27 protein-coding genes, 1 other RNA gene and 2 pseudogenes are annotated in these 26,166 nt (G+C 35.0%); 16 read left to right on the top strand and 14 right to left on the bottom strand.

Features of this window, described 5'->3' with window-relative positions; all coding sequences use genetic code 11:
• The first annotated feature begins 614 nt into the window (after nucleotides 1-614).
• From ABWU48_RS02035 to ABWU48_RS02020, 4 genes and pseudogenes are all read left to right on the top strand, one after another.
• The gene (locus ABWU48_RS02035) at nucleotides 615-1,721 is read left to right on the top strand and encodes a D-alanyl-D-alanine carboxypeptidase family protein (RefSeq protein WP_010082605.1); all 1,107 of its coding nucleotides are present in this window, start codon (nucleotides 615-617) and stop codon (nucleotides 1,719-1,721) included.
• 99 nt (nucleotides 1,722-1,820) lie between these two features.
• Complete coding sequence (locus ABWU48_RS02030) at nucleotides 1,821-2,135, top strand: DMT family transporter (RefSeq protein WP_010082606.1); 315 nt, start codon at nucleotides 1,821-1,823, stop codon at nucleotides 2,133-2,135.
• Between the two features lie 16 nt (nucleotides 2,136-2,151).
• Nucleotides 2,152-2,496 (top strand): DMT family transporter, encoded by a 345-nt coding sequence (locus tag ABWU48_RS02025; protein ID WP_006279756.1) that lies wholly within the window; start codon nucleotides 2,152-2,154, stop codon nucleotides 2,494-2,496.
• 266 nt (nucleotides 2,497-2,762) lie between these two features.
• Nucleotides 2,763-3,906, top strand: a pseudogene (locus ABWU48_RS02020) (transposase).
• A gap of 141 nt (nucleotides 3,907-4,047) precedes the next feature.
• Here ABWU48_RS02020 and putA read toward each other — a convergent pair.
• The 3 genes from putA to secB form a co-directional block, all read right to left on the bottom strand.
• Nucleotides 4,048-7,188: a bifunctional proline dehydrogenase/L-glutamate gamma-semialdehyde dehydrogenase PutA gene (putA, locus tag ABWU48_RS02015; protein ID WP_353288459.1), complete on the bottom strand. Its 3,141-nt coding sequence runs from the start codon at nucleotides 7,186-7,188 to the stop codon at nucleotides 4,048-4,050.
• A 134-nt stretch (nucleotides 7,189-7,322) separates the two neighbouring features.
• On the bottom strand, nucleotides 7,323-9,908 hold the full coding sequence (gene acnA / locus ABWU48_RS02010; protein WP_353288458.1) for an aconitate hydratase AcnA: 2,586 nt from the start codon (nucleotides 9,906-9,908) through the stop codon (nucleotides 7,323-7,325).
• Nucleotides 9,909-9,922: 14 nt separating this feature from the next.
• A complete protein-coding gene (secB, locus tag ABWU48_RS02005; RefSeq protein ID WP_353288457.1) occupies nucleotides 9,923-10,426 on the bottom strand; it encodes a protein-export chaperone SecB in 504 nt (167 codons plus the stop codon).
• Nucleotides 10,427-10,590: 164 nt separating this feature from the next.
• On the opposite strand from secB, the gene ABWU48_RS02000 reads away from it, so the two are divergent.
• The 12 genes and pseudogenes from ABWU48_RS02000 (at nucleotide 10,591) to ABWU48_RS01945 (ending at nucleotide 17,560) form a co-directional block, all read left to right on the top strand.
• Nucleotides 10,591-11,241, top strand: a complete 651-nt coding sequence (locus ABWU48_RS02000; RefSeq protein ID WP_010962367.1) for a Tim44/TimA family putative adaptor protein — start codon at nucleotides 10,591-10,593, stop codon at nucleotides 11,239-11,241.
• 17 nt (nucleotides 11,242-11,258) lie between these two features.
• Nucleotides 11,259-11,954, top strand: coding sequence for a DNA polymerase III subunit epsilon (gene dnaQ, locus ABWU48_RS01995; protein WP_010082574.1), 696 nt, complete (start codon nucleotides 11,259-11,261; stop codon nucleotides 11,952-11,954).
• Between the two features lie 44 nt (nucleotides 11,955-11,998).
• Nucleotides 11,999-12,607 carry an SCO family protein gene (locus ABWU48_RS01990; protein WP_353288456.1) on the top strand — a complete coding sequence of 203 codons (609 nt, stop codon included), beginning with the start codon at nucleotides 11,999-12,001 and terminating at the stop codon, nucleotides 12,605-12,607.
• A gap of 30 nt (nucleotides 12,608-12,637) precedes the next feature.
• On the top strand, nucleotides 12,638-12,898 hold the full coding sequence (locus ABWU48_RS01985) for a hypothetical protein (RefSeq protein ID WP_010962369.1): 261 nt from the start codon (nucleotides 12,638-12,640) through the stop codon (nucleotides 12,896-12,898).
• A gap of 299 nt (nucleotides 12,899-13,197) precedes the next feature.
• Entirely contained in the window at nucleotides 13,198-13,320 is a 123-nt protein-coding gene (locus ABWU48_RS01980) for a hypothetical protein (RefSeq protein ID WP_010962370.1), read from the top strand.
• Between the two features lie 95 nt (nucleotides 13,321-13,415).
• On the top strand, nucleotides 13,416-15,803 hold the full coding sequence (gyrB, locus tag ABWU48_RS01975; RefSeq protein ID WP_010962371.1) for a DNA topoisomerase (ATP-hydrolyzing) subunit B: 2,388 nt from the start codon (nucleotides 13,416-13,418) through the stop codon (nucleotides 15,801-15,803).
• 93 nt (nucleotides 15,804-15,896) lie between these two features.
• Nucleotides 15,897-16,154, top strand: a complete 258-nt coding sequence (locus ABWU48_RS01970) for a hypothetical protein (RefSeq protein WP_010962372.1) — start codon at nucleotides 15,897-15,899, stop codon at nucleotides 16,152-16,154.
• A gap of 346 nt (nucleotides 16,155-16,500) precedes the next feature.
• A complete protein-coding gene (locus tag ABWU48_RS01965; protein WP_084741699.1) occupies nucleotides 16,501-16,803 on the top strand; it encodes a transposase in 303 nt (100 codons plus the stop codon).
• A pseudogene (locus ABWU48_RS01960) lies at nucleotides 16,788-17,006 on the top strand (IS3 family transposase); the annotation flags it as partial. The gene ABWU48_RS01965 and the pseudogene ABWU48_RS01960, both read left to right, overlap by 16 nt.
• A gap of 18 nt (nucleotides 17,007-17,024) precedes the next feature.
• Entirely contained in the window at nucleotides 17,025-17,261 is a 237-nt protein-coding gene (locus ABWU48_RS01955) for a transposase (protein WP_264705738.1), read from the top strand.
• Complete coding sequence (locus ABWU48_RS01950; RefSeq protein WP_264329769.1) at nucleotides 17,194-17,406, top strand: DDE-type integrase/transposase/recombinase; 213 nt, start codon at nucleotides 17,194-17,196, stop codon at nucleotides 17,404-17,406. Before ABWU48_RS01955 ends, ABWU48_RS01950 begins: the two co-directional genes overlap by 68 nt.
• Nucleotides 17,396-17,560 (top strand): IS3 family transposase, encoded by a 165-nt coding sequence (locus ABWU48_RS01945; RefSeq protein WP_080717620.1) that lies wholly within the window; start codon nucleotides 17,396-17,398, stop codon nucleotides 17,558-17,560. The genes ABWU48_RS01950 and ABWU48_RS01945 overlap by 11 nt, the downstream gene beginning before the upstream one ends.
• A gap of 229 nt (nucleotides 17,561-17,789) precedes the next feature.
• On the opposite strand, the gene ispG is transcribed toward ABWU48_RS01945, so the two are convergent.
• The 11 genes from ispG to ABWU48_RS01890 form a co-directional block, all read right to left on the bottom strand.
• Complete coding sequence (gene ispG / locus ABWU48_RS01940) at nucleotides 17,790-19,070, bottom strand: flavodoxin-dependent (E)-4-hydroxy-3-methylbut-2-enyl-diphosphate synthase (RefSeq protein WP_353288455.1); 1,281 nt, start codon at nucleotides 19,068-19,070, stop codon at nucleotides 17,790-17,792.
• A 25-nt stretch (nucleotides 19,071-19,095) separates the two neighbouring features.
• Nucleotides 19,096-19,716, bottom strand: a complete 621-nt coding sequence (locus ABWU48_RS01935; RefSeq protein WP_070356736.1) for a TRP75-related protein — start codon at nucleotides 19,714-19,716, stop codon at nucleotides 19,096-19,098.
• A 197-nt stretch (nucleotides 19,717-19,913) separates the two neighbouring features.
• Nucleotides 19,914-20,423 (bottom strand): hypothetical protein, encoded by a 510-nt coding sequence (locus ABWU48_RS01930; RefSeq protein ID WP_209472690.1) that lies wholly within the window; start codon nucleotides 20,421-20,423, stop codon nucleotides 19,914-19,916.
• A gap of 155 nt (nucleotides 20,424-20,578) precedes the next feature.
• Complete coding sequence (locus ABWU48_RS01925) at nucleotides 20,579-22,693, bottom strand: FtsK/SpoIIIE family DNA translocase (protein ID WP_264329772.1); 2,115 nt, start codon at nucleotides 22,691-22,693, stop codon at nucleotides 20,579-20,581.
• Nucleotides 22,694-22,972: a YggT family protein gene (locus ABWU48_RS01920; protein WP_264705774.1), complete on the bottom strand. Its 279-nt coding sequence runs from the start codon at nucleotides 22,970-22,972 to the stop codon at nucleotides 22,694-22,696. It abuts the gene before it with no gap.
• Nucleotides 22,973-23,143: 171 nt separating this feature from the next.
• Entirely contained in the window at nucleotides 23,144-23,419 is a 276-nt protein-coding gene (locus ABWU48_RS01915) for a type II toxin-antitoxin system RelE family toxin (protein WP_209472686.1), read from the bottom strand.
• Nucleotides 23,410-23,631 carry a hypothetical protein gene (locus ABWU48_RS01910; RefSeq protein WP_353288454.1) on the bottom strand — a complete coding sequence of 74 codons (222 nt, stop codon included), beginning with the start codon at nucleotides 23,629-23,631 and terminating at the stop codon, nucleotides 23,410-23,412. The genes ABWU48_RS01915 and ABWU48_RS01910 overlap by 10 nt, the downstream gene beginning before the upstream one ends.
• Before the next feature lie 205 nt (nucleotides 23,632-23,836).
• A complete protein-coding gene (locus ABWU48_RS01905; RefSeq protein ID WP_006279412.1) occupies nucleotides 23,837-24,274 on the bottom strand; it encodes a ClpXP protease specificity-enhancing factor SspB in 438 nt (145 codons plus the stop codon).
• A gap of 21 nt (nucleotides 24,275-24,295) precedes the next feature.
• Nucleotides 24,296-24,626, bottom strand: a transfer-messenger RNA (tmRNA) gene (gene ssrA, locus ABWU48_RS01900).
• A 124-nt stretch (nucleotides 24,627-24,750) separates the two neighbouring features.
• On the bottom strand, nucleotides 24,751-25,341 hold the full coding sequence (locus tag ABWU48_RS01895) for a CvpA family protein (RefSeq protein WP_010962383.1): 591 nt from the start codon (nucleotides 25,339-25,341) through the stop codon (nucleotides 24,751-24,753).
• A 57-nt stretch (nucleotides 25,342-25,398) separates the two neighbouring features.
• Nucleotides 25,399-25,995: a riboflavin synthase gene (locus ABWU48_RS01890; protein WP_010082169.1), complete on the bottom strand. Its 597-nt coding sequence runs from the start codon at nucleotides 25,993-25,995 to the stop codon at nucleotides 25,399-25,401.
• Nucleotides 25,996-26,166: the final 171 nt, after the last annotated feature.

Below are 26,166 nucleotides of genomic sequence, written 5' to 3'. Positions count from 1 at the left end.
GCGATTCATTCGCGGTATCTCAGCCGCTAACAAGAGATCCCGCTAACACGTAGCGGGATGACGGTTGTCGTTTAGCTATAAATATTTAAGAAATTTACCAAACGAAAAAAAAGGCAAAAGAAGCCCCGTGGTTGGCTAATTACTTACATTATACTTTCAAGTATGGCGTTTTTTTATTCTAAACGCTTAATAACCGCGATTTAGCTGCTTTTTAATGCAACTAACCTTTAGTCATAAATGTTTAAGAAATTTACTAAACAGAAAAAAAGGCAAAAGAAACCCTAGGGTAGCTAGTTATTCACTATCCATTTTTTAAGTTGGCGTTTTTTTATGTTTTAAATGCTTTATAAGCGCATTTTAGCTTATATTAGGTAAAAACCTAGAAATTTTATAAAGACATAAGGTGCACATAGTGCAAAAAATTAAACATGAGACGCCAGATACGTGAGTTTTTTTGTCATTTAATCTGTACAGAGAAGATAAATAAATAGCTTCAGTTTCATGATAAGGGGGCTGGCGAGGTTTGTCAAGGAATTTTTATGCAAGAGATCTATTGAAATGCCCCTGTAAAATTATACTATTAATTAGTACACTATAAATTTAAAATTATAGATATGTTAAGCAGATTGGTAATTTTGCTATTAGTTTTTATACTTCCTTTTTCTTCATACTCATACCAGTTTAGAACCAAAGCAAAGCAAGCAGTAGTCTTAGATTTAGCTTCAGACTCATTCATTTTTGACCATAATTCTGATGAAAAAATGGCCCCATCTTCAATGAGCAAGCTAATGACTTTATATATAGCCTTCGATTATCTAAAAGCTGGAATAATACACATGGAGGATAAATTTCGAGTAAGTAGAAAAGCGTGGGAAAGGAGAGGCTCTTCTATGTTTTTGAAAGAAGGTCAATCCGTTACGGTGAGGGAATTACTTGAAGGAATTACAATAGTCTCAGGCAATGATGCCTGCATAACACTAGCCGAGGGCATTGCAGGATCAGAAGAGAATTTTGTGGCTGAAATGAATGAAGTTGCACAAAATTTGAATCTGAATGACAGTCATTTTGTCAACTCAAGCGGGTGGCCAGATGAAGATCATTTTATGAACGCAAAAGACTTGGTAATGCTGGCAAAAAGGATTTTCACCGATTTTCCTGAATATTATGATTTATTTTCCGAACAATATTTGACATATAATGAAATTGTACAAAAGAATAAAAATCTTCTACTTTTTCACGATATTGGGGTTGATGGCTTAAAAACCGGTTATACAAATGCTGGTGGTTACGGCATTGTAGCATCTGCAAAACGAAATGATAGGAGAATTTTTGCTGTCGTAAATGGTTTAAACACTGAGAAAGAGCGAATAGAAGAAGCAAAAAGATTGATACAATACTCCTTAAATCATTTTAACACTAAGAAAATATTCGTTAAAGACAGCGTAGTTGAGGAAGTAAATGTTCTCTATGGAAAAGATAGAAAAGTGCCTATTACAGTTGCAAACGATGTTACCATAACTTACAACCGCAAATTGCATGACCAAATTAAGGTGCGTATTGAATATAAAGATATGATACCTGCACCCATTAAAAAAGGTCAAGAAGTGGGCAAAGTTTTTGTAGAAATACCAGGTATTGAGCAACAAACTACACCACTTTATGCAGCAAATGACGTGCAGGAATTGAATTTCGTAGAAAAGTTTTTTAGGATGTTGTTTTAAGTTTGATATTAAAGCAATTCCGAAAGAGAGATCTATTGCACTTTAGTGTAGTTTTAACTAACAATTTCTGTTACAATACAAGATTGAAATGTTACGAAAATGTGCTGGTTGTATTTGTTGCTGTCTAGTATCCTAGAGATACTGTGGGCTGTAACGCTAAAGTTTAGTAACAGTTTTACTAAAGTTGTGCCTTCGATTGCAACATTGGTAATTATGATCATTAGCATTTACTTTTTATCTCTTGCAGCATGCTTTCTACCTATTAGGGTATGCTATGCAGTTTCCTCTGGAATATGCACAATTGGAATAACTATAATTGGTGCAACCACTTTCACAGAGAATATTAATTTATCTCAAGTTTTATGTATCGTTTTAATTGTAATAGGAAGCATAGGGCTAAAGCTCTCTATTTAAACCTAAAAATTTATGCATGAATTGGATATATTTACTCTTATCGTCACTAATTGAAGTGTTCTGGGTCATAACACTTAAGCATAGTTATGGATTTACTCATCTCGTACCATCAATAATTAGCATACTCTCCATGGCTCTTAGTACATATTTACTTTCGCTCGCTACACGTTCTATACCTATCGGAGTATGCTATGCAATTTGGACTGGAGTGGGCGCTATAGGAGCTTCGATACTTGGAGTTTACCTATTTGATGAACCAGTTAATTTATTCGAAGTAATATGCTTTATTTTAGTTACATTCGGGATTATAGGATTAAAATTGTTTGATACTGCAAAACAAACTGTTGATAAAATGGAATAAAAGATCCCACTGGGATGAAAGAAGCAGATACTCCATATTGTCATGCAAATTGGAATCCAGACTTTTTTCTATATAGCATGGTGAAGACGGGAAACCGTAACCGTTCACACAATGGCGTCAACTTAAGGAAAAATGTCAGAGATTGTGTATAAAATTTCTCTCCAAATTTTTTATCATTAAATTATCCAAAGAGTGCAAGGGACAGCACTTTTGTTTCTGTTTTATTTCAACAAAGAAGTCTAAAATGTGTCCTTTTTAGGTGAAATATGCAAAAAGGAAAAAACCTTATTCTACAAATTAAAAATATAATATACTCGAAAACTTTTCAGAAAATCCATTGTGTTGAGTTTTACACGAACAAGAAAACTTCCTTTTTCGACAGTATTTTCTATGATTTTAAAGTTAGTTAAAAAAAGTTTGGGAATAGAATGTGAACTTATGGAGCCATTGACATGTACCCTCAAAGCAAGCTTTTTCTAAAGCAAGATATAAGATTTGCCATACAGGCTTTCAAGAATTTAAGCATCCAAACAGCCTATCAGGATGAACCTGAGTTGGAGAGGCTATAGACTTATTGCAGCAGATGGTTCTGGTATGAGATTACCCAGCTCTGGGGAAATTGTATCCGAGTTTGAACCAAATGGAACAACAGGCACCATTGGCAATTTGTTTGTTGATTTGTGTACTTCATTGATTTGCAGTGCTCGTCTTGCAGCTTGGAATATAGGTGAACAAACGTTGGCGGCAGAGCAATTACCCGAAGTTATCACTCAAATGCGTTTATTAAATCAAGAGAAATTATTATTTATCTATGATCGTCTTCAGTAAAATTCATTCAGCAGCATTATAATTTGGAAGTAGATTTTATTTTTCGCTTGCAAAAAAGAAATTATAGTAAGCTATGGGAACGCTGGCGAATTAGATTTTGATTTTATATTAGAAAATGAAAAGCTAAAAAATAAAATGAAAGGACAGAAAGTAAGAGTTATAGTGCTGACATTAGCCAACTGAGAAACAGAGTTTTTGACCGAGACTTTGGAGCAAAGCTTATGTGTTAAGGTGGCACATAGAGGAGTGCTATAAACGACTCAAAGTAGGAGCAGAGTTAGAGAATTTTTCTGGAGAGGCTGTATTACAAGAATTTTGGGCAAACTTGGTCATGTGCAATATATTATCGCTTCATATATGTGATGCACAAGGGCCTTGGAACCCAGATCAAATTACTGAGTATCGTTTAAATTTTTCAGTTTTATTTAGTGTAATGAGACAGAAACTCTATCAGGTACTTATTGCGCCAAAAAACTTTCAAGCCCTTTTTAAGTATACGCGCTAAAGTTAAAATCCGACCGGGACAGCCGCAATAAAGTAGATAAGCCTAAACGCCATCATGTCTTTAGGAGAGTTTGCTAATGAAAGTTCTTAAGTTGACGCCATTGGCTGAACGGATACGATTTATTTCAGTGCATGAGCTGGTCCTTTTCGGGTTTTAGCGCTGTGTACATAACTGCACGAACGTCTAGTTTAGGGGTAAGAAAAATTAGGGCCCGCAAATTAATCCAAACACATAAGTGTAGTGTTACCACCAAATGCTGTAGTGTTAACACTTACAACTTTTTCTGTAGAAAAACGCTGTAAATAATGAGGACCACCAGCTTTTGGCCCAGTGCCAGATAGTCCTCTACCACCAAATGGTTGTATCCCAACTGCTGCACCTATCTGGTTACGGTTGATGTAGACATTTCCAACTGATATTTTTTTACTTATAGTGTCAATTTGACTTTGTATACGACTCTGCAAAGAAAACGTAAGCCCATATCCAGTACTATTTATATCACTTATAACTTCATTTAATTGTGACTTGTTAAAACGTATGATATGTAAAATAGGACCAAATACTTCTTGCTTTAATTGCGAAATTTTTTGTATCTCATAAATATATGGAGGAAAGAAATAACCATTATGAGAATTTGTATCCATGGGTACTTTAAATAACAGATTTGAATCTTTATCCTCTGACATTTTTTGCGTATGTTGAGTGAGCATATCGATAGATGCTTTATCAATTATTGGACCAATATCAGTACTAAGTTGTATTGGGTCACCAATCTTGAGTTCTTGCGCTGCACCGCATATCATTTTTATCTGCTTCTCTGCTATGTCCTCTTGAATAAACAGCACTCTAAGCGCAGAACAGCGTTGGCCAGCGCTGCGAAACGCAGAAAGCAAAACATCCGTAGTCACTTGCTCTAAGAGAGCAGAGCTATCAACAATCATAGCATTTAATCCGCCAGTTTCAGCAATAAATGGCACAATAGGACCATCCCTATTTGCAAGCATTCTATTAATTATTTGAGCGGTTTGTGTTGAACCAGTAAAAGCTACACCGGAAATTCTATTGTCTGGAACTAATATTTTGCCTAAATATCCACCATCCCCAGGAATGAGGTGCAACACATTTTTTGATATCCCAGCTTCATGTAGTATCTTAACAGCTTCATAGGCAATAATCGGCGTTTGCTCTGCCGGTTTTGCCAGCACTGCATTACCTGCTGCAAGTGCAGCTGAAACCTGCCCAATGAAGATAGCAAGTGGAAAATTCCACGGTGATATACACAGGAAAACTCCCCTACCTTCAAAAAAGATGAAGTTATCTTCACCTGTTGGCCCTGGCAATTTTTTCCAGTCGCTCAGTTCATTTTTTGCTATCGTTGCGTAGTAACGTAAGAAATCCACTGCCTCTCTTACTTCCGCTATTGCATCAGATAAAATTTTTCCTGCTTCTACGATCAGAATATAAATCAACTCTTTCATCCTTTCTTCAAGCAAATCTGCAGCTTTTTCAAGGCATTTAGCGCGCTCTACTGCTGAAACATTCTGCCATTCAGTAAAAGCATTATGTGCTATTTCAAGAGCGTTTAAAGCTTGAACACTTGTTGTATTTGACACTTCTCCAATTACATTTTCCAAATGTGCAGGATTCACTACTTCGATAAATTCAGCACTATCAAATAGTGCCTTTCCATCAATTATTGGTCCAACTTGCCACTTTTTTTCACTAAAACCCTTTATATCATCTGCAAATTGTGAGACTATCACAGAATCACTAATATCCATTCCCAAAGAATTTTTTCTTTCTGGTCCCAAAATATCTTGTGGTAATGGAATGCCTGGATGAGGCTCATAATTAAAATTTATAGCTTTTTCCAGTGGATCTGAAATTAACTCATCGATTTTAACGTTAGGATCACTTATTTGATTAACAAACGAACTATTAGCTCCATTTTCAAGAAGACGTCTTATAAGATAAGGCAACAAGTCACTATGTTCCCCAACGGGTGCGTAGACACGACAGCTAACATTTGTTGCAAGCTCTGACATTGCATAATCATATAAGTCTTTTGCCATTCCATGTAAGCGTTGAAATTCAAATCCAGGGTGGTTTTTATCAGCAAGTTCCATGATAGAAGCAAAAGTATAGACGTTATGAGTTCCAAAGCATGGGTAAAAGCTGTTTGGTTTACTCAAAAGTTTCTGTGCGCACATGAGGTAAGATACGTCAGTATAGCTTTTTCTTGTAAATACTGAGTAATCATTTAATCCCAATTCTTGCGTACGCTTGATTTCTGAATCCCAATATGCACCTTTTACAAGCCTCACCATAATTTTGTGCTTTGATCGGATAGCAACATCTTCAACAAAGTCAAGAACAGATAAAGCACGTTTTTGATATGCTTGTACAGCCAAGCCGAGCCCTTCCCACTCAGAAAGTGATTCATCAAGCCGTAATTGTTCAAACAAGATTAAGGAAATTTCAAGCCTTTCTGTTTCTTCTGCGTCTATGCATAGTGAAATGTTGTATTTTTTTGCCTCGCGGCAGAGCTCTAAAACCTTAGTGAATATCTCACCAGCAATTCGGCCAAATTGACTAAATTCATAACGTGGGTGTAAAGCAGAAAGTTTGATTGAAATTCCATGGGATTTAAAACAATCATTTATTTCAGTGGATTCACCTATAGCTTTTATTGAGTGCATGTATGAATTAAAATACTCTTCTGCATCCTCAGTTGTGTGAGCAGCTTCGCCAAACATATCAAAAGAGTATAAAAACTTACTATTGTCATCTAGTTTTGCGTACCTTAAAGCTTCTTCTATGGTTTCTCCAACAACAAAATGATTACCAAGCATAGACATTGCTTGTTTTACTGCTTTGCGAATGATCGGTTCTCCTAAATTCTTAAGTAACTTAGAAATTGCGTAATAGAACTTCGAATCGCCTTCATTATCTCTCAATATACTGCTACCTATCATTAAACTCCACGTGGAAGCATTGACGAACAATGAAGAAGAATATCCTAAATATTTACTCCATTCTTGATTGGCAATTTTATCTTTGATTAGCTCGTCTATTGTATAATCATCTGGTATTCTAAGTAGCGATTCAGCAAGGCACATCAATGCTATTCCTTCATCATTGGAAAGCGAGTATTGCTGCATAAAGGAATCTACAATACTTAATTTATTGTGTTTGATTTTTTCAATAACTTGTTTTGCAACATTATAAATTCTATTTTTTGAATCAGCCGAAAGCTCTGCTTTTTCTACAAGATAACGTATATAACTCTTTTCATCAGTACGATAAAATCCTTGTAAACGTTTTCTGAGTTCATTAGGTTCTTGTATAGAGCTTATCATATATAATTATCTCCAAAAAATACTCCGACACCATATGTATGGTGAAATTATATCATAACTTTGCGCAGAGCAAATTGCTATTTACAAAGGGATCAGGGCTGGCTAAAAGAAGTCCATGAAATAACTTCACTAAATCAAAAAGATTGTGCAAGTATGTAGCTCAACACTCCACCACACATCAAGTATTTAGTCTCAGTTGCGGTTTGTACACAGCATTTGAGTTGAATTGATTGCTTTGAATTATCCTTTCTTTTGATGATGCATTCTAGATTTCCACCTGGCACTATTTCACCTTTTATGCTTATTACCTCGCTACCATCAAATATCTTTCTGGTTATTCCATTTTGGAATATAAGTGGAAGAACACCCATGCCGACCAAGTTGGACCTATGTATACGCTCAAAGCTTTCTGCAATGACAACTTTAACCCCCAACAATAAAGTACCCTTTGCTGCCCAATCCCTACTTGAACCTGTGCCATACTCCTTTCCTGCCACAATGATGAGAGCTTCCTTGTAGCGCATTGCTGCATCAAAAATCGACATAGTTTCTTGAGAAGGAATATATTTTGTATAGCCGCCTTCGATGCTTACCATTTCATTTTTTATTCTAATGTTAGCAAAAGTCCCACGCATCATTACATTGTGGTTACCACGACGAGACCCATACGAATTAAAGTCCTGTGGCTCAATTCCAAGATTTTTTAAATATATACCTGCAGGACTACTTGAGGCAATATTTCCAGCAGGGGAAATGTGGTCAGTGGTTACGCTATCGCCAAACATTGCCAATATTTGTGCACCTTTTATATCGATTTTATTATTTTTAGGTGATAAATTATCAAAATAGGGCGGATTTTGTATGTAAGTGCTATTTGTATCCCAATTATAGATTTCACTTTTTTCACACTTTATCTTTCGCCAATGTTCATCACCAGAAAAAACATCCTTATACTTTTGTATAAACATCTCACGTGTTACCACATTTTTAACACAATCTTCGATTTCATTGTTTGTTGGCCATATATCCTTGAGATGGACGTCATTTCCATTCTTATCTTTGCATATTGAATCTTTTGTCAGATCAATTTGCACAGTACCAGCAAGTGCATATGCAACAACAAGTGGCGGAGATGCCAAGTAATTAGCTTTGACTAACGGATGAATTCTTCCTTCAAAGTTACGATTGCCAGATAAAACTGCAGCAACGGTTAAGTTTTTGTTTTTAATGCCATCTTCTATATCTTTATTAAGTGGACCAGAATTCCCAATGCAAGTTGTGCAACCATATCCAACTAGATTAAAACCCAAAGCATTTAGATCTACCTGCAATCCAGACTTTTCTAAATATTCTGTTACAACTTGTGACCCTGGAGCAAGAGAAGTTTTAACCCAAGGCTTTGATTTTAATCCAAGTTTAATTGCATTACGAGCTACAAGACCTGCAGCAATCATCACACTTGGATTAGAAGTATTAGTGCAGCTTGTTATTGCTGCAATAACTACACTTCCATCTTGGAGTTTATCGCTTTCCTTTGACTCATTAACTAAAAATGATTTAGAAAAAGACTCTGCCACTTGTGAAAGAAAAACCTTATCTTGTGGTCTTTTGGGACCAGCCATTACTGGCTCCACGCTTGATAAATTAAGCTCTAGTGTGTCAAAAAATGCTAACTCGTCACTACTACGCCACAGTCCTTGCTCTTTCGCATAAGCCTCAACTAGCTTAATCAGCTTTTCTGGCCTTCCGGTTAAGCTTAAATAATCTAGCGTTTTTTGATCAATTGGAAAAAATCCACAAGTTGCGCCATACTCCGGGGCCATGTTTGCTATAGTGGCTCTATCTGCCAAAGATAAATAATCTAAACCATCACCATAAAATTCTACAAACTTACCAACAACGCCTTTTGTTCTTAGGATATTGGTAACCATCAGCACTAAATCGGTCGCAGTTACTCCTTCCGACAATCTGCCAATTAATTTAAATCCAACTACTTCTGGAATCACCATACTAATTGGTTGACCAAGCATCACAGACTCAGCTTCTATGCCTCCAACACCCCAACCAAGAACTGATAATCCGTTAACCATTGTAGTATGGCTGTCAGTACCAACTAAAGTATCAGGATATATGACTCCATCATTATTACACACAACTTGCGCTAAATATTCAAGATTCACTTGGTGGCAAATCCCTGTGCCAGGCGGCACTACTCTAAAATTTGTGAAGGACGATTCTCCCCACTTTAAAAATTGATATCTCTCCAAATTTCTTTTTACTTCTAACTCAACATTCTTACTGAATGCGGAAACACTTCCATAACTATCTACTTGAACAGAATGGTCAATCACAAGATCAACCGGTACAGACGGATTTATATTGCTTGGGTTTCCTCCATTTTTCTTAACATAGTCCCGCATTGAAGCTAGATCAACAACAGCAGGAACCCCTGTAAAATCTTGCATCAACACCCTTGCTGGTTTATAGCTAATTTCGTGATTAGTGTGTTTATTAACGCAGTCTGCTAGTACTCTTATGTCATCTAGCTTTACGTTTACTCCATCTTCATTGCGCAATAAACTTTCAAGCAGAACCTTAAGTGAGCAAGGCAATTTAGTCACATCTATTCCTAAAAATTCACTAGCACTACTTAGGCTAAAATAGTTGTATGACTTCCCGTCAATGTTTAAAGTCGTTTTTGCATTTAAAGAATTGTTCATCCTATCACACTATATTAGTTAAAATTGGAATTACTACCGTTACTTTTTTGTTGTTGACCTTGCTGCTCATACATAGTTTCAAAATCTATAGTATCTAGCATCAGTGGGGGAAATCCACCACTACTTGTAACTCTTGCAATTATTTCTCTTGCAAAAGGGAAAAGAAAAGTAGGTCCGCCAATAAACAAAGCTTGTCTTACCTCTTCCTCACTCAACTCTTTTAAATTTTCTATTGAAAAAATGCCACAATATTTCGTCTCACAAATGAAAGCTACACCATCTTTTATGCCTTCATCTTTTACCGTTGCTTTGACTTCTATATGCAAAGTAATTTCATGAAAAGATTTTTCTTCATTCACTTCTTCTTTGTTTTTCGTCCCTTCTAATTTTGCTGAATTGATATTAACCATTACATTAATATCTGGAGCTTTACTAGAAGAAAGGAATGGCGAATTCGGATTCTCAAATGATAGATCTTTAACATATTGACCGTGAATTCTCATTTTTTGTTGTGGCATTTCTTACGTCTCCTTTAATTAAGTTGAGATATTTAATACTTTCTTATATAATATATTCATTTACAAACGAATAGCAAACCTGATTATAAGTTGATATGAAAAACATATTTTCATTAATAATTAATAATGTTCGGATACTTTATATGCCAAGGAGTTGAGTTACTATGATAGAGCTTGTAATATATGCTTTATTAGCGGCGTTCATTTTTTCACGTTTGTATAATTCTTTAGGAAGGTCAGCCAACCTCAACCTAAAAAAGCTAACTAATGTATTGGATGTAAGCCGAAGTAGAGAAGATGTAGTAGAAAACATTGAGGGTTACATTGATAGCAATGATGAAAATTCAATAAAAGTTACTTATAAACAAATATTAAAAAAAAACAAAGATTTTTCTATTTCCCACTTTATAGAAGGTTCAAGCATAGCTTTTGAATTAATAATAAAATGTTTCAATCAAGGAAATTTGTCTCAGTTAAAACCACTTCTCGATAAAGACTTATATGATAATTTCGCAGAGAAGATTAAACATCGTAAAGAGGTGCACGAGTCTATAATTGTTTCTATCGTTTCACAAAAGATTTTAGAAATAAAGCTAGTAAAAAACGCAGTGTTTATTGCAGTATATTTCCTTTCAGAGCAAATTAACTTCGTTAAGAACAATGAAGGAGATATAATATCAGGTAGTACATCCACTATTAATAAAGTTGAGGATGTATGGCAATTCAAAAAAAATGTTAATTCATCAGACCCAAGCTGGTTGCTTGTTTCTATTCACTATAAAAAGACAAGTAACGATAAGACAAATGATAAGTAAGATGAGTTTTATTTGAAATGGAAAGCAAGCTACGCGAAATAGTACTTGACACTGAAACGACAGGTCTTGACACTGAATCTGGTCATCGAATTATTGAAATAGGGTGTGTGGAATTAATTAACCGCATTCCAACAGGTAAAGTATTCCATCGGTACCTTAACCCAGAAAGAGATATACCTTATCACTCGTTTAAGATTCACGGTATTAGTGAAGAATTTTTAGAAGATAAACCATTATTTTCAGATGTTGCACTTGAATTTCTTGACTTTATATCTAATGATATTTTGGTAATTCACAACGCTGAATTCGATGTTAAGTTCCTTAACATGGAGTTAAGCAAGCTGAATGCTAGGTTAATTTCCTCAGACAGAGTGCTAGATACATTACCTCTTGCGAGGAAAAAATTCGCAGGATCACCTGCTTCTTTGAATGCATTATGTAAGCGTTTTGATATATCGCTAGAGAATAGAGAATTGCACGGAGCACTAGTTGATGCTCAATTGCTTGCAAAGGTATATGTTGAACTTACAGGAGGGTTACAAACCTTTCTGTTTGATAATGAATGCAATCAGGACAGTAACTCTACATTCGTTCAGCATAAAGTACGTAATCTAACTCCCAGAGAACATTTACCAAATAGTGAAGAAATTGATGAACATAAGAAACTGTTAGACAAAATTAACAATACACTTTGGAATAAATATATTGAATAGGTTAACCAATAAAGATACAATTCAATTTTACTGAGAGCATTCTAATGGTAAGGTTTATAAGATTATTATCTAATGTGCTAGCAGCATTAGCAGTTGTTTTTTTAGGTTATTGTTATTTCACTAAAAAAGGCATGTTTGCCCCAGCAGCGATTCACAACGCAGAAGTTAAGATAGGCGGAGATTTTTCTTTAATTAATCAGGACGGACAGATCTTGCGCAGTAGTGATTTTAAAGATAAATACATGATGATTTTCTTTGGGTTTTCCTCATGCAAAAGAATTTGCCCTATGAACCTTGGAATAATTTCAGAAACACTTGCAAAGTTAGATGAGAAAACTAACAACAAGCTACAAACATTCTTCATCACAGTCGATCCTGAGCGCGATAGCACGGAAAGACTTAAAGAATTTCAGCAGCAATTTGACCACAGAATACAAATGTTAACTGGTGAAAGAGAAAAAATAGACGAAGTAATTGCAAAGTATAAAGTATATGCTAGCAAAGTTGGTGGAGAAGAAGAAATCAACCATTCTTCAATAATGTACCTTATTGGCCCTGGAGGAAAATATGTTACACACTTTGCAGCTGATTTAAATTCAGACGAAAGTCAATCTGATAAGATTTTGGCTGAGATAAGAAAATACGTAAACTGAATTATAGATTTTTCTGTTAATTAGTCGAGCATGCAACTGCATGAGCATTATGATTTGAGAGCAATCTCCATGGGAAGACACACACAACTGTACGAACGTTGTAGTTTGGGAGCAATTCCCACCAGTGGGGTGTCATCCCAGTGCCCAGACACTGGGATCCAGCTTCTATGCAACTTAATTAAAAACGTTTGTTTTAGCGTAAGACAACTACCTTTAGCTCATCAGCTCAGTTATAAGCAAAATTTCTGGATTCCAGTGGGCTTTGTTGCATCGCTACTTATGAAAGGCTAACTATAGTTAGGATTATAAGTAACCTATTGAAAATCTTGTTTTTTTGCAATCAATCTGATCAAATTTAAGAATAGTAATTTATTATTTACATTAATAAATTTAATTCTATTGAAAATAGCTAAAGCATTGAAATTCTTGAATTTTAGCCGGATTAGTGAGTGGTAGTGAAATTTCTTTTACTCAAATTTGGGTATTCACTGACCGTTCTTGTTATAAATACCAGAATAATAAGCTACTGATATTCTCCATCTTTTTTATCTTTAATCCATCATAGCTAGCGATGCAACAAAGCCATTCCAGTGTCAAGCACTGGAATGACATCATCTGTTGTGCAATTTACCTTCAAAAATGAATGTTCGTACAGTTATGGAAGACACATTGGAATGACACTATTTGCTGTCTTCAAAAATAAACATTCGTAAAGTTGTGCTTTTAATATGGGTTATCAGTTTAAAAATGTTGCTAATCAGCATATATGAATGTAATATTAATTAACATTCATAAACGAAGCAATACCATGGAAAATAGTTATAATGCCGATGCAATAAAAATCTTAAGGGGTCTTGATGCTGTAAGGAAACGTCCAGGTATGTACATTGGTGACACTGACGATGGATCTGGCTTGCACCACATGGTATATGAGGTTGTTGATAACGCAATAGATGAATCTTTAGCTGGGTATTGTGATAAAATTGAAGTTAGCATAAATAAAGATGGTTCAGTATCAGTAACCGACAATGGTCGTGGCATTCCAACTGACATTCATGAAGAAGAAGGAATATCAGCAGCAGAGGTAATAATGACTCAACTCCATGCTGGTGGTAAATTTGACAGCAATACCTATAAAGTTTCTGGGGGATTACATGGTGTTGGAATCTCAGTTGTGAATGCATTATCAAGCTGGTTGGAATTAATTATTTGGCGCAATAAGAAAGAACACTTTATGCGTTTTGAAGATGGTGAGTCTATTGAACCTTTAAAGGTAGTCAACGAAAATACAAACAAAAGAGGAACTAAAGTCACGTTCATGCCATCAACAGAGACTTTTAATGGCATTAATTTCAGTTACTCAACGCTTGAAAGTCGTATAAGAGAATTAGCATTTTTAAATTCAAATATCGACATTACTTTACGTGATCTGCGCAATGAACCATATACAGAATCTCATTTCAATCAGAGCAATCAATCTAAAGACAATTTTGGTACAGCAAATTTTGTGCAGTATTTAGATAAGAATAAGACACATGTAACTAAAATTGCCAGTATGAAAGGAGATGCAGAAGATCTTGGCATCAGCTTGGAAATATCGATGGAATGGAATGATTCCTACTATGAGAATATGTTGTGTTTCACTAATAATATACGGCAACGAGATGGTGGTACGCATTTGGCAGGATTTAGATCTGCACTAACTAGATGTATCAATACCTATGCAACTAATGAAGGGTTTTTAAAGAAAGCAAAAGTAAATTTAACTGGAGAGGACGTTAGAGAAGGTTTAACTTGTGTTTTATCTCTTAAGATGCCTGATCCTAAGTTTTCTTCACAAACAAAAGATAAACTAGTTAGTTCTGAAGCACGTGCAGTTGTAGAAAGTATAGTTTCTGATAAATTGAGCACAATCCTTGAAACTGATCCCAAATTGGCAGCAAGCATAGTAGAAAGAGCAATCAGGTCAGCAAAAGGAAGAGAAGCTGCAAGAAAAGCGCGCGAGCTAGTTAAAAGCAAAAACAATATTGATATTGCAACTCTGCCAGGAAAGCTTGCTGATTGTCAGGAAAAAGCTCCTGAGTTATCGGAATTATTTATAGTAGAGGGTAATTCAGCAGGTGGTACTGCAAAGCAGGGGCGTAATCGTAAAACACAAGCAGTGCTTGCCTTAAGAGGAAAAATTCTAAACGTAGAACGTGTAAGTTTAGATCGTATTTTTTCATCTGCAGAAATAGGCTCTTTAATTACTGCAATTGGTGCTGGAATAGGGAGTGAACACTTCGATATTGAAAAAGCTAGATATCATAAAATTATCATCATGACAGATGCAGATGTTGATGGTTCACATATAAGAACTTTGATTCTAACTTTCTTTTTTAGACATATGCGTGAAGTTATTGAAAAAGGTTACTTATACATAGCACAGCCACCCCTCTATAAAGTTACAAAGAATGCCAAAGACACTTATATTAAAGATGACGAAACTTTTGAAGAGTATATAATAAACTCAGCAGTTAAAAGATTAACACTAAGTGGTACAGCTACAGAATTTAACAACTTGCGCCTTATTTTGAATAAATGCGTTAGCACTTCTAATATTAGCAAAAATTATGATAGAGAAATACCACAAAATCTCTTAGAGTCATTGCTAATTTTAAGTAAAAAGAATGCTCTATCATCGGCTGATGAGATATTAAAGTATTTGAAGTTAATGTACAGCGAATACACTTGGGAAGTGGAAATAAAAGATGAAGAAAAAGAAATTCATATCTCTAAATTGTTTCAAGGATTGGCAGACAAATATATATTTGCACTTAGTATGCTTGAAGGCAAAGATATGCAAAACATATTAAGTTTGCTTGATGGTATAAGTAATTTATTTAATGGTGATTCATTTTTAAAGTCACAAGAAACTGAAATAAGAATCACTTCTCCAAGTACGCTTGCAAAAATAATAATGGACTATGGTAAAAAAGGTTTAACTCTGCAGAGATTTAAAGGTCTTGGTGAAATGAATGCTGATCAGCTATGGGATACTACGTTAAATCCTGAGGCTAGAACTTTATTAAAGGTTGAAATAAAAGATTGTGAAGAAGCTGATTCCATATTTTCAATATTAATGGGTGATATAGTTGAACCACGCCGTGATTTTATTAATAGCAATGCACTTAATGTGCATGATGTTGATATTTGAACTTTTAGCAAAATGTACGAACGTTACGGGTTTAAGCAAAGACTGTGTCATTCAAGTAGCTGACACTGGTTCCTTTATAACGGTGTCATTCCAGTGCTTGACACTGGAATCCAGGTTGCTCACAAGCAAACTAGCATAGAAAGTGGTTACAACGTTTTCGATGAGATTGCAGAAAGGCTGGATTCCAGTGTCAAGCACTGGAATGAAAGCAGTCCTACGTCATGCCGCGATTCATTCGCGGTATCTCTAGATCCCGCTAACAAGCAGCGGGATGACGGTTGTCAGGGTGTCATCCCACTACCTTCTCCTGTCATCCCAGTGCCTCCCTCCCCTGTCATCCAAGTAGCTTGACACTTGTATCTTTATGATGTGAGGCATTAGAGCTAAAATACCTCACAGGGAGGGTGAAGCTGATGCAACGCTAATGCCATTAAGGCCGAATCCCAGATTTTGCTTCCCTCCCATAGAGTTATAGCTCTTCTCATAATAATCCCAATAAGGTAAGAATGGATTTATGGTAGAGGGGTTTGTATGCCAGCAGCGTATAGTTACGACTTAAGGAAAAAAGCAATGGAAGCAATGGAAGCATTGGATGAAGGAGAAAGTAGAGCAACTGTTGCCAAGTGACCTTACCCAGAAAAAGTGGAGAGAAAGAAAGGAGTTTTTTCGGGTAAAATAAAATTTTGGAGGATTAGAAATGGCAAGAGAATATACGGCAGAATTCAAATTGGAAGCTGTTAAACTGGCAAATGAACAAAGAAAGGCAGGTCAAACAATTACAAAAATAGCAAAGGATTTAGGAATAAAGGGTGGTTTATTAGGAAAATGGATAAAGAAACACAACGAAAAAAAGTCGGCAGCAGATGCATTTCCAGGTAGAGGTAACATGGCTCCTTACGACAAAGAGAGGTTTGATTTACAAAGCAAGAGTAACAAGGGAAAGAGACATTTAAAAAAAAGCCCTGGCCAGTCAAAAAGAGTAAAATATTTTTTTATATAGTAACTGCTATAAAGTACAGGAATTATGTAGGATTTTCTGCTAGTGGCTACTATAAGTGGACCACAAGAAAAATAAGCAGTAGAGAATCAGCAAATAAAGAGCTACTCGCAGCTATTCAAAAAATATATCAAGTTTCTAAATGTAGATATGGAGCTCCTAAAATTCATGCTGAATTGAAGGCTTTGGGTAAAAGTTGCAACTTAAAAACAGTGCAAAGTATTATGCAGAAAAATGGTATTCAGGCTATATTGAGAAGAAAATTTAAAATTAAGAAACAACAAACGGACAGTAGAGTCGTAGCTCCCAATATATTAGACCAAAACTTTATTGTCGATCAACCAAATAAAGTATGGGATTACTTATATAAAAACCAAAGAAGGATGGCTATATTTGGCAACAATAATCGATCTATATTCACGCATGGTAGTTGGCTGGTCAATGAGCAGTTCAATAAATAAACAATTGGTTATGGACTCTTTATTAATGGCCGTTAACAAGCGTAAACCTGCCAAAAATCTACTATTACATAGTGATCAAGGTTCACAATATACTTCGCAAGGTTATCAATATCTCTTATCCATAAAAAACATAGATGAGTTATAAAGGTTGTTGTTACGACAATTCTGTTGTGGAAAGCTTCTTCAGTTCTCTAAAAAGGGAGTTACCAATAGACACCTCTCGGCACTCTAAACAGCATATCAAAACTGCTATATTTGAATATATAGAAATTTTTTATAACAAACAACGTCACTATTAACTATTGCATTCCTGAGCATTTTGATTCATCATTCTCTTTGTGAAAAACATTCCAAACTTTCTCTCCACTTTTTCTGGGTAAGGTCAGTCAAACCTCCATTTTTTTTATATCAATTTATTACTTTTTTTTCGGTTTGACACACTTTTTTGAACATTCCCAACGAAAAAAGAAAAACAAGGTTTAATTTTCTTTTTTATTTGCGATTTATCTATTAATTAACCGTGAAAGGTTACGTGTAATGCTTCTTCACATAATTATCAATAATTGCCTTAAATTCTTCAGAGACATTATCACCTTGTAAAGTTTTGAAATATTTGCCGTTTTTGTAGACTGCTGAAACAGGTTTTTCTCCATATCCAGGTAAGCTGATTCCCAAATTTGCGTGTTTGCTTTCTCCAGGACCATTTACTATGCATCCCATAACAGCAATGTTCATATGCTCTACACCTGGATTTTTTTTCTTCCACATCGGCATATGAGTTTTTATATAGCCATTCACCTCTTCAGTTAATATACGAAAACGATCGCTACTCGTGCGCCCACAACCAGGACATGAATTAACCTGAGGGTTAAAGTGTCGCAAGCCTATAGACTGCAATATTTCCTGACACACCACCACTTCATTAGTACGCGATTCACCAGGACGTTGAGTCAAAGAAGCCCGTATTGTATCTCCAATGCCATTTTGCAATAAATAAGTAAGCCCTGCTGCGGTATTTACCACACCTTTATTGCCCATACCAGCCTCAGTTAAACCCAAATGCAGCGCATAATTGGAAGATTTTGCAAGTGCCATATAAACTAAAATTAAATCTTGTACTTTGCTAACTTTACATGAAATGATTATTTTGTTTGAATTTAGACCAATTTCTTCAGCTTTTTTTGCACTATCAAGAGCAGACATTACAAGTGCTTTGCGCAGTATAACATCAGAAGGCCTTGAATTACTAAGCGAAGAGTTTTCATCCATCAATTTTTGCAAAAGGTATTTATCAAGACTACCCCAATTTACCCCAATTCTAACCGGAAGATCGTGCATTATTGCATACTCTATCACCCTTTCAAACTTCTCATCACGTTTGTCGCCAAAGCCTATATTGCCTGGATTGATTCTAATTTTACCCAGCATTTTGATGTTGTCTGGATAATCTTGAACTAATTTATCTAGCTCATATTGACCGCAGCCTACCAATATTTTACCGTCAAAACCTTCTTTATTTATCTCTTCTACTATATAAGGTATTGCTCTTGCTACCTCCTCTGAGTTCAAGGCAATTCGCACCAATTCTGAACCTGTACGCGCTAGTCCTGTTATCTCTTTTGCATAATGTTTTGCGCTACTTTTTATATTATCAGCATCTATATGCACGCCAAGCGCCATAGATTGTACAACTACAGGATTATTTCCGCCTATCTTTACTTTTCCAACTTCTACAACATGAGTTTTGTGCCTGGAAATCTGCGATAATTCATATGTATTATCATTCAATATCAGGTCTTTATCTAGCATATTATTAATGGCCAATATTGTGATACTATTTTACTGTGTCAGCTACACTGCCAAATGAACTTGAACCATTCAAACTATAAGCATCTACGTTATCCAAATTAGCAATAGAATCATGTGAGCACGTTCTTCTTGATGGAGTTTCTTTTATAGTGACATTTATAGGAGAAACTTTCTTTTCTCGTGTTGAAGTAACTTTCTTCTCTTCTTGTTGTTCACTTTCATGCTGCTTATTTTCATACTGGAAAACTGACTCTTGATCTATAAATACAGCACCCCTTAAACGTGCGATATTAATACCATGCTGATTTATCATAGTGCTCTCTTCATCGTCGACTATGCAAGCTTCCATGTCATTTGGCTCATTATCAAGACTAGCAATTTTTTTCTCTTTTAATTTTTTGATTAGATCTTCTTTATTTATAGCTCGATCTTGTAATTTTTTTTTCTTGAGCAATTCCCTACGCTTCTCATACAGTTTATATGACTCAGCAAAATCCTCATCTGTATGAAAGTTTGCACCACCAGGGTTACCAGGAGGTATGTATCTCTTACTGAGCTTAGATTTAGCTTCAGCACTATGCACAGTAAAAAAGCTAGAAACCAAAAACATTAATATAAATAAAATTTTAGAAAAAACCCTAAGCATATGGTGCTATAGTAAATATCGTGTTTTAAAAGATAGCAATTAACAAACTTTAAGTAAACCAGAATCTTTACTAACTTTACAATACAAATATTTTTCTAAAAAGTGATATGTTTGCTATCAAAAAAACCTACGCAGACTAAGAGAAGAGTAAGGTGTTACAAGTTGCGTAACACCTTTTCAAGAAAAGTGTTATGCAGCTATATGTTTGCAACTTTTAAGTTATTCTGTAGTTTTTCAGTACCATCGGTAGTATCTACATTACTAAGTTTTGCGTCTGGCGTATCTTTAGATAAGTCGTTTTTCTTCTCTTTATCAAGCTTAACTCCCTGATAGATACAGAATGCAACAAAAGAAGCGACCGCTATTGCGGCAACAGCACTGACTATGATACAAGTTGCCATTATTTTTTCTTGATCTGCTACTGCTTCTGTAAGTGTTTTCACTTTTTCTTCTAAACCTGTGAAGTTTTCTTGCAAGCCTGTAAGCTTTTCTTGCAAACCATCGAATTTATCGTTCAAACCGTCGAATTTACCTAATAGCTCTTTAAAATTTCCCGTGAATTCACCCGACAGTTTGATTACTTCTTGTTCCAAACCTGCGAAGTTCCCTGATACCTTCTCTAGTTCTCCCACTCTTTTTTGCAATTCTTCTATTGCTAACTTATCAAGACCCTTAAAATTATACATAATACGTTCCCACAAAGACATTTTTAACCTCCTAGCTAATTAATATATTATAATTTTACATTCCAAATGTTTAAATTATTATTAAATTAACTGTCATTATGTATTGACCTTTTAATAATTTTGTTTGACTTGCTTTTTGAAAGTGCGGAAACTTAAATTAAGGTATTACAAGATTGTTATTCAACCAATATCTCTCTTTTCCCTGAGTAATTTGGAGCGCTGACAATACCTTCCTTTTCCATTCTTTCAACGATGTTTGCTGCTCTGTTATAGCCTATTCTAAGCTGCCTTTGAATGTAACTGGTTGAAACTTTTTGATCTCTTTGAATGATGGCCACTGCTTGGTTATAGAGGTCATTTTCTTCATCCTCCGTTTCATCGTGTGACTCTGTAGAAGAATTTTCATCTTCTTTAGTGATTTCCTCCATGTAGTTTGGCTCACCTTGCATTTTCAGATGATCAACTATATCTTGCACCTCATTATCACTTACAAATGGGCCGTGAACTCGAATGATCTTACCACCAGAGGCCATATAGAGCATGTCACCCATGCCGAGCAATTGTTCAGCCCCTTGTTCGCCAAGTATTGTACGGCTATCTATCTTAGAAGTAACAGCAAAACTGATTCTCGTTGGAAAGTTCGCCTTTATCACACCTGTGATCACATCCACAGATGGGCGTTGTGTTGCCATTATGATGTGTATTCCTGCAGCACGAGCCATCTGAGCTAAGCGTTGAATAGAGCACTCTATTTCTTTGCCGGCAACAAGCATCAAATCTGCCATTTCATCCACGATCACTACAATATATGGAAATGTTTCCATCTTGATTGGTATTTTTTCAAACAGAGGTTTGCCTGTTGTTGAGTTAAAGCCAATCTGCACAACGCGCTCCAATTCTATTCCACTATTCATCGCTTCTGTGATTTTTTGATTATAGTTTATAACATTGCGTACATTCAAATACGACATCATGCGATAGCGGTTTTCCATTTCTTTCACGATCCACTTAAGAGCGACTACAGCCTTTTTTGGCTCTGTTACTACTGGCGTTATTAGATGTGGTATTGCATCATATATTGAAAGCTCAAGCATTTTGGGGTCGATCATTATCATCTTGCATTCGTCAGGACTTAATCGATAAACGAGTGAAAGAATCATAGTGTTAATCGCAACTGATTTACCAGACCCTGTGGTTCCAGCAACGAGCAAGTGAGGCATTTTAGTTAGATCTGCAATAACTGGTTTTCCACTTATTTCTTTGCCAAGCGCAATTGGAAGATTTAAGTTTGCATTTTGGTATTCTGGTGATTCAAGCAAATCACGCAGCATTACAATTTCCCGTTCCTTGTTCGGCAACTCTATTCCCATAGCATTTTGCCCACGAATTATTGAAATACGTGCAGAGAGTGCACTCATCGAACGTGCAATGTCATCTGCAAGGCCAATTACTCTTGCAGATTTCGTACCAGCTTGTGGTTCAAGTTTGTATAAAGTCACAACCGGCCCATAGCATACACTGATAATTTTTCCTTGCACGCCAAAATCACTCAGGACTTGTTCCAGCAGAGATAAATTTTTATTGCTCTCCATTTCATTCAGCTGTTTTCTCTGCAAAGACTCCTCTGCTTTGGAAAGTAAATGAATGCTTGGAAATTCGAACTCACTGAAAATTTCTTTGGTGGCTTTTTTCTGTCTTTCTTTTGGTTGTTGTTTAGTAGTGATTTTAGTTTTATGTTTTTCTTCTACTACTAATGGTGCAATTGAATACTCAGTAGTTTTATGTGATCTGAAGAATGGAACATTTACAAATAAGCAAGCTATTTTTTTACATAAGAAGAATAGAGAGTAAATTGCTCTCTTCCAACCAACAGATCCTACAAGACCTATTAATGTTACTATCACAAATACATAAAACGGGCAGTTATTAACGAGTGCATTCCCTATTATTCCACTGTGTCTGTACCTTGCTGTGATGCCTAGCGAAAGTTGTGGTAATATAGCACATACCCCTAAATTGATTAATATTAAATAGAGAATTTTCAGCAGTATTTTTGCTGACCTGAAGATCAACAAGTAAACTATGGTTGTAGCTATTGTAACACTAGTTAATCCAAGAAATTGAACCAATATATCAGCTAAATATGAACCTACTATTCCACCTAAATTTGTCACTTCCTCATTTGTAGCCGTGTTTAAGGAAGGATCTTTATAGTTATAGCTAAAAACTGATATATATATATATATTAAAAGGGATAGATATATTGCTGATTTTAGATATTTTTTTAACATCTACCTAAAGTAGTAAGCTACTGTATATTTTACAAAGTGAACTGTTATTAGCAATATCATTATAGATAAATCTAATCCGTTGAACGGTGGTATATATCTTCTAATAATCTTTAGTGGTGGATATGTCAATTGGTTCAAGATGTGCATTATGCTACTGACAGTTTCATTATATATGTTCACCATATTAAGTTTAACCAGCCAGTTTAGGACAACCCAACATATTAGAATGAAGCTATAAAGATCAAGTAACGTATTGAGTAGATATATGATTGGATGCATACATATCTATTACACGAAAGTTATATAAAAGACAAGTATTTAGCCTTTTCAAACTCAAAATGTTGTTTTTGCTGAACCAAAAAAAACTTCATTTTTTGAGCTGCGCAAAGCCACCTAAAGTAGAGAATGGACAAGGAAGGAGGGGTGTATAATATATATTAATGTTGATATTTATTTCTTATAAATATCATCTCTATGTCCTATCTCTGTGATAGTTACTATATGATCTAATTGATTTACTCTGTAAATTACACGATAGTCACTAACTCTTAGCCTTCTACATCCTTTTAAGTTATGATGTAGTGGTTCACCAAAATTTATTGGGTCAACTGTAAGACGTTCTTTTATAGCCTTTTGAACTCTTAGCCTTATTATCTTTGGAAGGTTTGGTAAATCTTTTTCAACAACACTCTTTAGAGACTTAACCTTGTAACGCTCTAATCCCACTTAATATCTTCAAAATCAACTGTTTCTGCACCTTCAACATCACGCTTATCAGAAATTTTAGATACTAAAAAATCCTCCATTTCAAGCTCAACTGCTTCTCTAAATAGTTTTCCTGCTAATTCTTGAACGGGCTGTTTAGTAAATTCAGATAATTCAGCAAGATGCTTTAAAGTTTCTTCGCTAAGAGCTATGTTAATGCCTGAATTTGCCATATGTTTTACCGAACTCTACTACTGTAACAAGTATACAACATTTTTTTTAATTTTTCAATAAAGAAAGTTGATGATACGTAAGAAAAATTTTGCCACCTGCGTTAATAAATAATTAAAAATTTAGCATATTTATCTACCCTCTATTCTATTACTTAAGTTAGACCACTTTTTTCTATTAATATTTTTTGTTTATAAAGATGAGCAGTTACTCATCACGCAGTTGATCTATGGATATAATACTACCGTTTGATAGTTTTTCAGTACATTTTTCACTTTTGTATTCTTTATCAGAGTCGATACTGATTTTGTCAAATATTAAAACATCTCCTGAAATTTTATCACGAAACTCACTAATAGCAAAAAACGGTATAGTAATTCGCTCTTGTTTTCCTTGAAAACTCAAACTGACGCTAAATTTATCCTCAGAAACTTTTAAATCATAGAATTGATGCTGTAATATAATAAGCATTTGAGTAGGGTATGACTTTTTCAAACGATCTGGCATGGTCACACCATTAAAATATGTGAAAAATAATATTTCTAAGTGAGGGATAAAACCATTACCTGATATAACATCTAAAGTCTTTTTGATAACTTGAAACTTAGCAGAATTAAGCAGTTTTTTGTAATCTGTTTGCTCCATATAACTTTCACATACGTAAATTTTGGGGAACTTCTGTTACCCGGCGTTCCCTAAACCGTGCTTTAGTAATAAACCGGTTGTGCTAAATTAAGCAGCAACACGATATTCTTCAGCAGCAAAATTATCGTTTGCATTTAAATTATGAACTCTTAGCGGTGGTGTCTAACCGAGCAAAGCTACCATCTTTACTATGCATGTCGATCCTTAATCGCCCCCGTATAATTAAAAAACATGGTGGAGGCGCCGAGTACTGCCCTCGGGTCCAATACACCTATTACAAGGTAATTTTATTGCTATAGTACACAAAATGTACATAGCTATTATATAGCAACATTAAATAAATGTCAAGATATTATGACCTTAAGTTGATTTATTGCTAAAACAAAATTAATATTTCCAGTAAAAAATTCTGTGCTCTTAACCTGACACATATGGCTTTTTGAATACTCCCAATGAAAATATTTATAAATAAATATTTACTCTTCTTTTTTATTGTTTTTAGGTTTTTCTTGATCAACCATTTCTCCACCGATCTCTTTTATTTTTAGTATCAACGACTCTGGTACATACATGTCAATTACTTCTTCTGCTGTCACAAATAAAGCCTGATAAGAGTGTGAATTTATTATCCAATTAGGCAATATGTCTTCTGCTTCTATTTTATACTCTCCCTCTTTTTTGTCATATACTGTGTAGCAATATAAGTGCACAGCAAAAAATAATACATAAGAGAGCAATATTCCTTTAAGCACTCCGAGAAAGATTCCAGTAACTCTATCGATAAACCCCAACCTTATGGGTGATAATATGTACATTAGCCAGTTATTTATTATCATGAATATAAGATTAAGTATAATAAATACAGAGATTGTAGAAAGTATGTTTAGTGTAACTTTAGAATCAAAATATTTACTATAATTTGGAGCGAAAAAATCATAGTGATTAGCTGTCAGAAAGACCGATAAAAATAGAAACATTAGTGCGCATAGCTCTTTTATAAAGCCTCTAGTTACCGAGATTATTACGCATAGAACAACAATGAAGATAATTAGGCTATCGAAAAGCATGTTTTATATCTATATGGTTTTCAAGATATAATAGTTGTAAATAACAAGGTTGTAAAATTAATTGTATTTATGCTGCATCAATTGATCTAAATACCTAGCGATCATGTCAATTTCTAAATTCAAATAATCATTTACTTTGTTGTACTGAAAAGTTGTATTTTCCCATGTATAGGGAGTGATATTTACTGTAAATTCCTGATTAATAACTGAATTCACTGTGAGGGAAACCCCATCTAGTGTAACGGAGCTTTTTTTTGCAACAAATTTAATTAATTCTTGTGGGCACGATAGTTTGATTTCATGAGAATCTAAATTTTGATTAATTGTTAAAAATTTTACTATCCCATCAACATGACCCTGAACCAGGTGGCCATCGATCTTATCGCTTAATCTCATTGCTTGTTCGAGATTTATTTTTTTTCCTATTCTCCACGTATTTAAGTTAGCAACCTTCATAGTTTCTTGAGATGCTTGGACTGTAAATGTATCGCTCATTATATCAACAACAGTTAAACACACACCAGAGCAAGCTATTGAATCTCCTTTATTTATAGAGGATAAATTTTGTGTCTTGATATGGAAAATTTGATCAGAGTTGGAGTGAGTGGTAGTATCAGTTATAGTCCCGATATCCGTGATAATTCCTTTAAACATATGGTGAAAATAAATAATTTTACCATGAAAAATTTTTTACAACAACTTATTTCTATTTTGTTATAGTTAAAGTAATTCTGGTTTACCGACAATTTAAAAAACGACAAATTCGTCATCCCGCTACGTGTTAGCGGGATCTAGAGATACCGTGACGGTATGACGTAGGAAAAC

Origin of the sequence: Wolbachia endosymbiont (group A) of Tromatobia lineatoria (genome assembly GCF_964028565.1) — a bacterium.
In the GTDB taxonomy this organism is placed as follows: domain Bacteria; phylum Pseudomonadota; class Alphaproteobacteria; order Rickettsiales; family Anaplasmataceae; genus Wolbachia; species Wolbachia pipientis.
Note: the sequence above shows the minus strand (reverse complement) of the source record. Positions and strands in the feature narration are given on the sequence as shown.

Coding starts and splice junctions, on each gene's coding strand:
- ispG (WP_353288455.1), bottom strand. CDS start 19,070: ATGCTAGATAAAGACCTGATATTGAATGATAATACATATGAATTATCG.
- ABWU48_RS02025 (WP_006279756.1), top strand. CDS start 2,152: ATGAATTGGATATATTTACTCTTATCGTCACTAATTGAAGTGTTCTGG.
- ABWU48_RS01935 (WP_070356736.1), bottom strand. CDS start 19,716: ATGCTTAGGGTTTTTTCTAAAATTTTATTTATATTAATGTTTTTGGTT.
- ABWU48_RS01965 (WP_084741699.1), top strand. CDS start 16,501: ATGGCAAGAGAATATACGGCAGAATTCAAATTGGAAGCTGTTAAACTG.
- putA (WP_353288459.1), bottom strand. CDS start 7,188: ATGATAAGCTCTATACAAGAACCTAATGAACTCAGAAAACGTTTACAA.
- ABWU48_RS01985 (WP_010962369.1), top strand. CDS start 12,638: ATGCAACTGCATGAGCATTATGATTTGAGAGCAATCTCCATGGGAAGA.
- ABWU48_RS01890 (WP_010082169.1), bottom strand. CDS start 25,995: ATGTTTAAAGGAATTATCACGGATATCGGGACTATAACTGATACTACC.
- ABWU48_RS01990 (WP_353288456.1), top strand. CDS start 11,999: ATGGTAAGGTTTATAAGATTATTATCTAATGTGCTAGCAGCATTAGCA.
- ABWU48_RS02000 (WP_010962367.1), top strand. CDS start 10,591: ATGATAGAGCTTGTAATATATGCTTTATTAGCGGCGTTCATTTTTTCA.
- ABWU48_RS02030 (WP_010082606.1), top strand. CDS start 1,821: ATGTGCTGGTTGTATTTGTTGCTGTCTAGTATCCTAGAGATACTGTGG.
- ABWU48_RS01955 (WP_264705738.1), top strand. CDS start 17,025: ATGCAGAAAAATGGTATTCAGGCTATATTGAGAAGAAAATTTAAAATT.
- ABWU48_RS01920 (WP_264705774.1), bottom strand. CDS start 22,972: ATGCATCCAATCATATATCTACTCAATACGTTACTTGATCTTTATAGC.
- ABWU48_RS01905 (WP_006279412.1), bottom strand. CDS start 24,274: ATGGAGCAAACAGATTACAAAAAACTGCTTAATTCTGCTAAGTTTCAA.
- gyrB (WP_010962371.1), top strand. CDS start 13,416: ATGGAAAATAGTTATAATGCCGATGCAATAAAAATCTTAAGGGGTCTT.
- acnA (WP_353288458.1), bottom strand. CDS start 9,908: ATGAACAATTCTTTAAATGCAAAAACGACTTTAAACATTGACGGGAAG.
- ABWU48_RS01910 (WP_353288454.1), bottom strand. CDS start 23,631: ATGGCAAATTCAGGCATTAACATAGCTCTTAGCGAAGAAACTTTAAAG.
- ABWU48_RS01930 (WP_209472690.1), bottom strand. CDS start 20,423: ATGTCTTTGTGGGAACGTATTATGTATAATTTTAAGGGTCTTGATAAG.
- ABWU48_RS01925 (WP_264329772.1), bottom strand. CDS start 22,693: ATGTTAAAAAAATATCTAAAATCAGCAATATATCTATCCCTTTTAATA.
- dnaQ (WP_010082574.1), top strand. CDS start 11,259: ATGGAAAGCAAGCTACGCGAAATAGTACTTGACACTGAAACGACAGGT.
- secB (WP_353288457.1), bottom strand. CDS start 10,426: ATGCCACAACAAAAAATGAGAATTCACGGTCAATATGTTAAAGATCTA.
- ABWU48_RS01945 (WP_080717620.1), top strand. CDS start 17,396: ATGAGTTATAAAGGTTGTTGTTACGACAATTCTGTTGTGGAAAGCTTC.
- ABWU48_RS02035 (WP_010082605.1), top strand. CDS start 615: ATGTTAAGCAGATTGGTAATTTTGCTATTAGTTTTTATACTTCCTTTT.
- ABWU48_RS01895 (WP_010962383.1), bottom strand. CDS start 25,341: ATGCTTTTCGATAGCCTAATTATCTTCATTGTTGTTCTATGCGTAATA.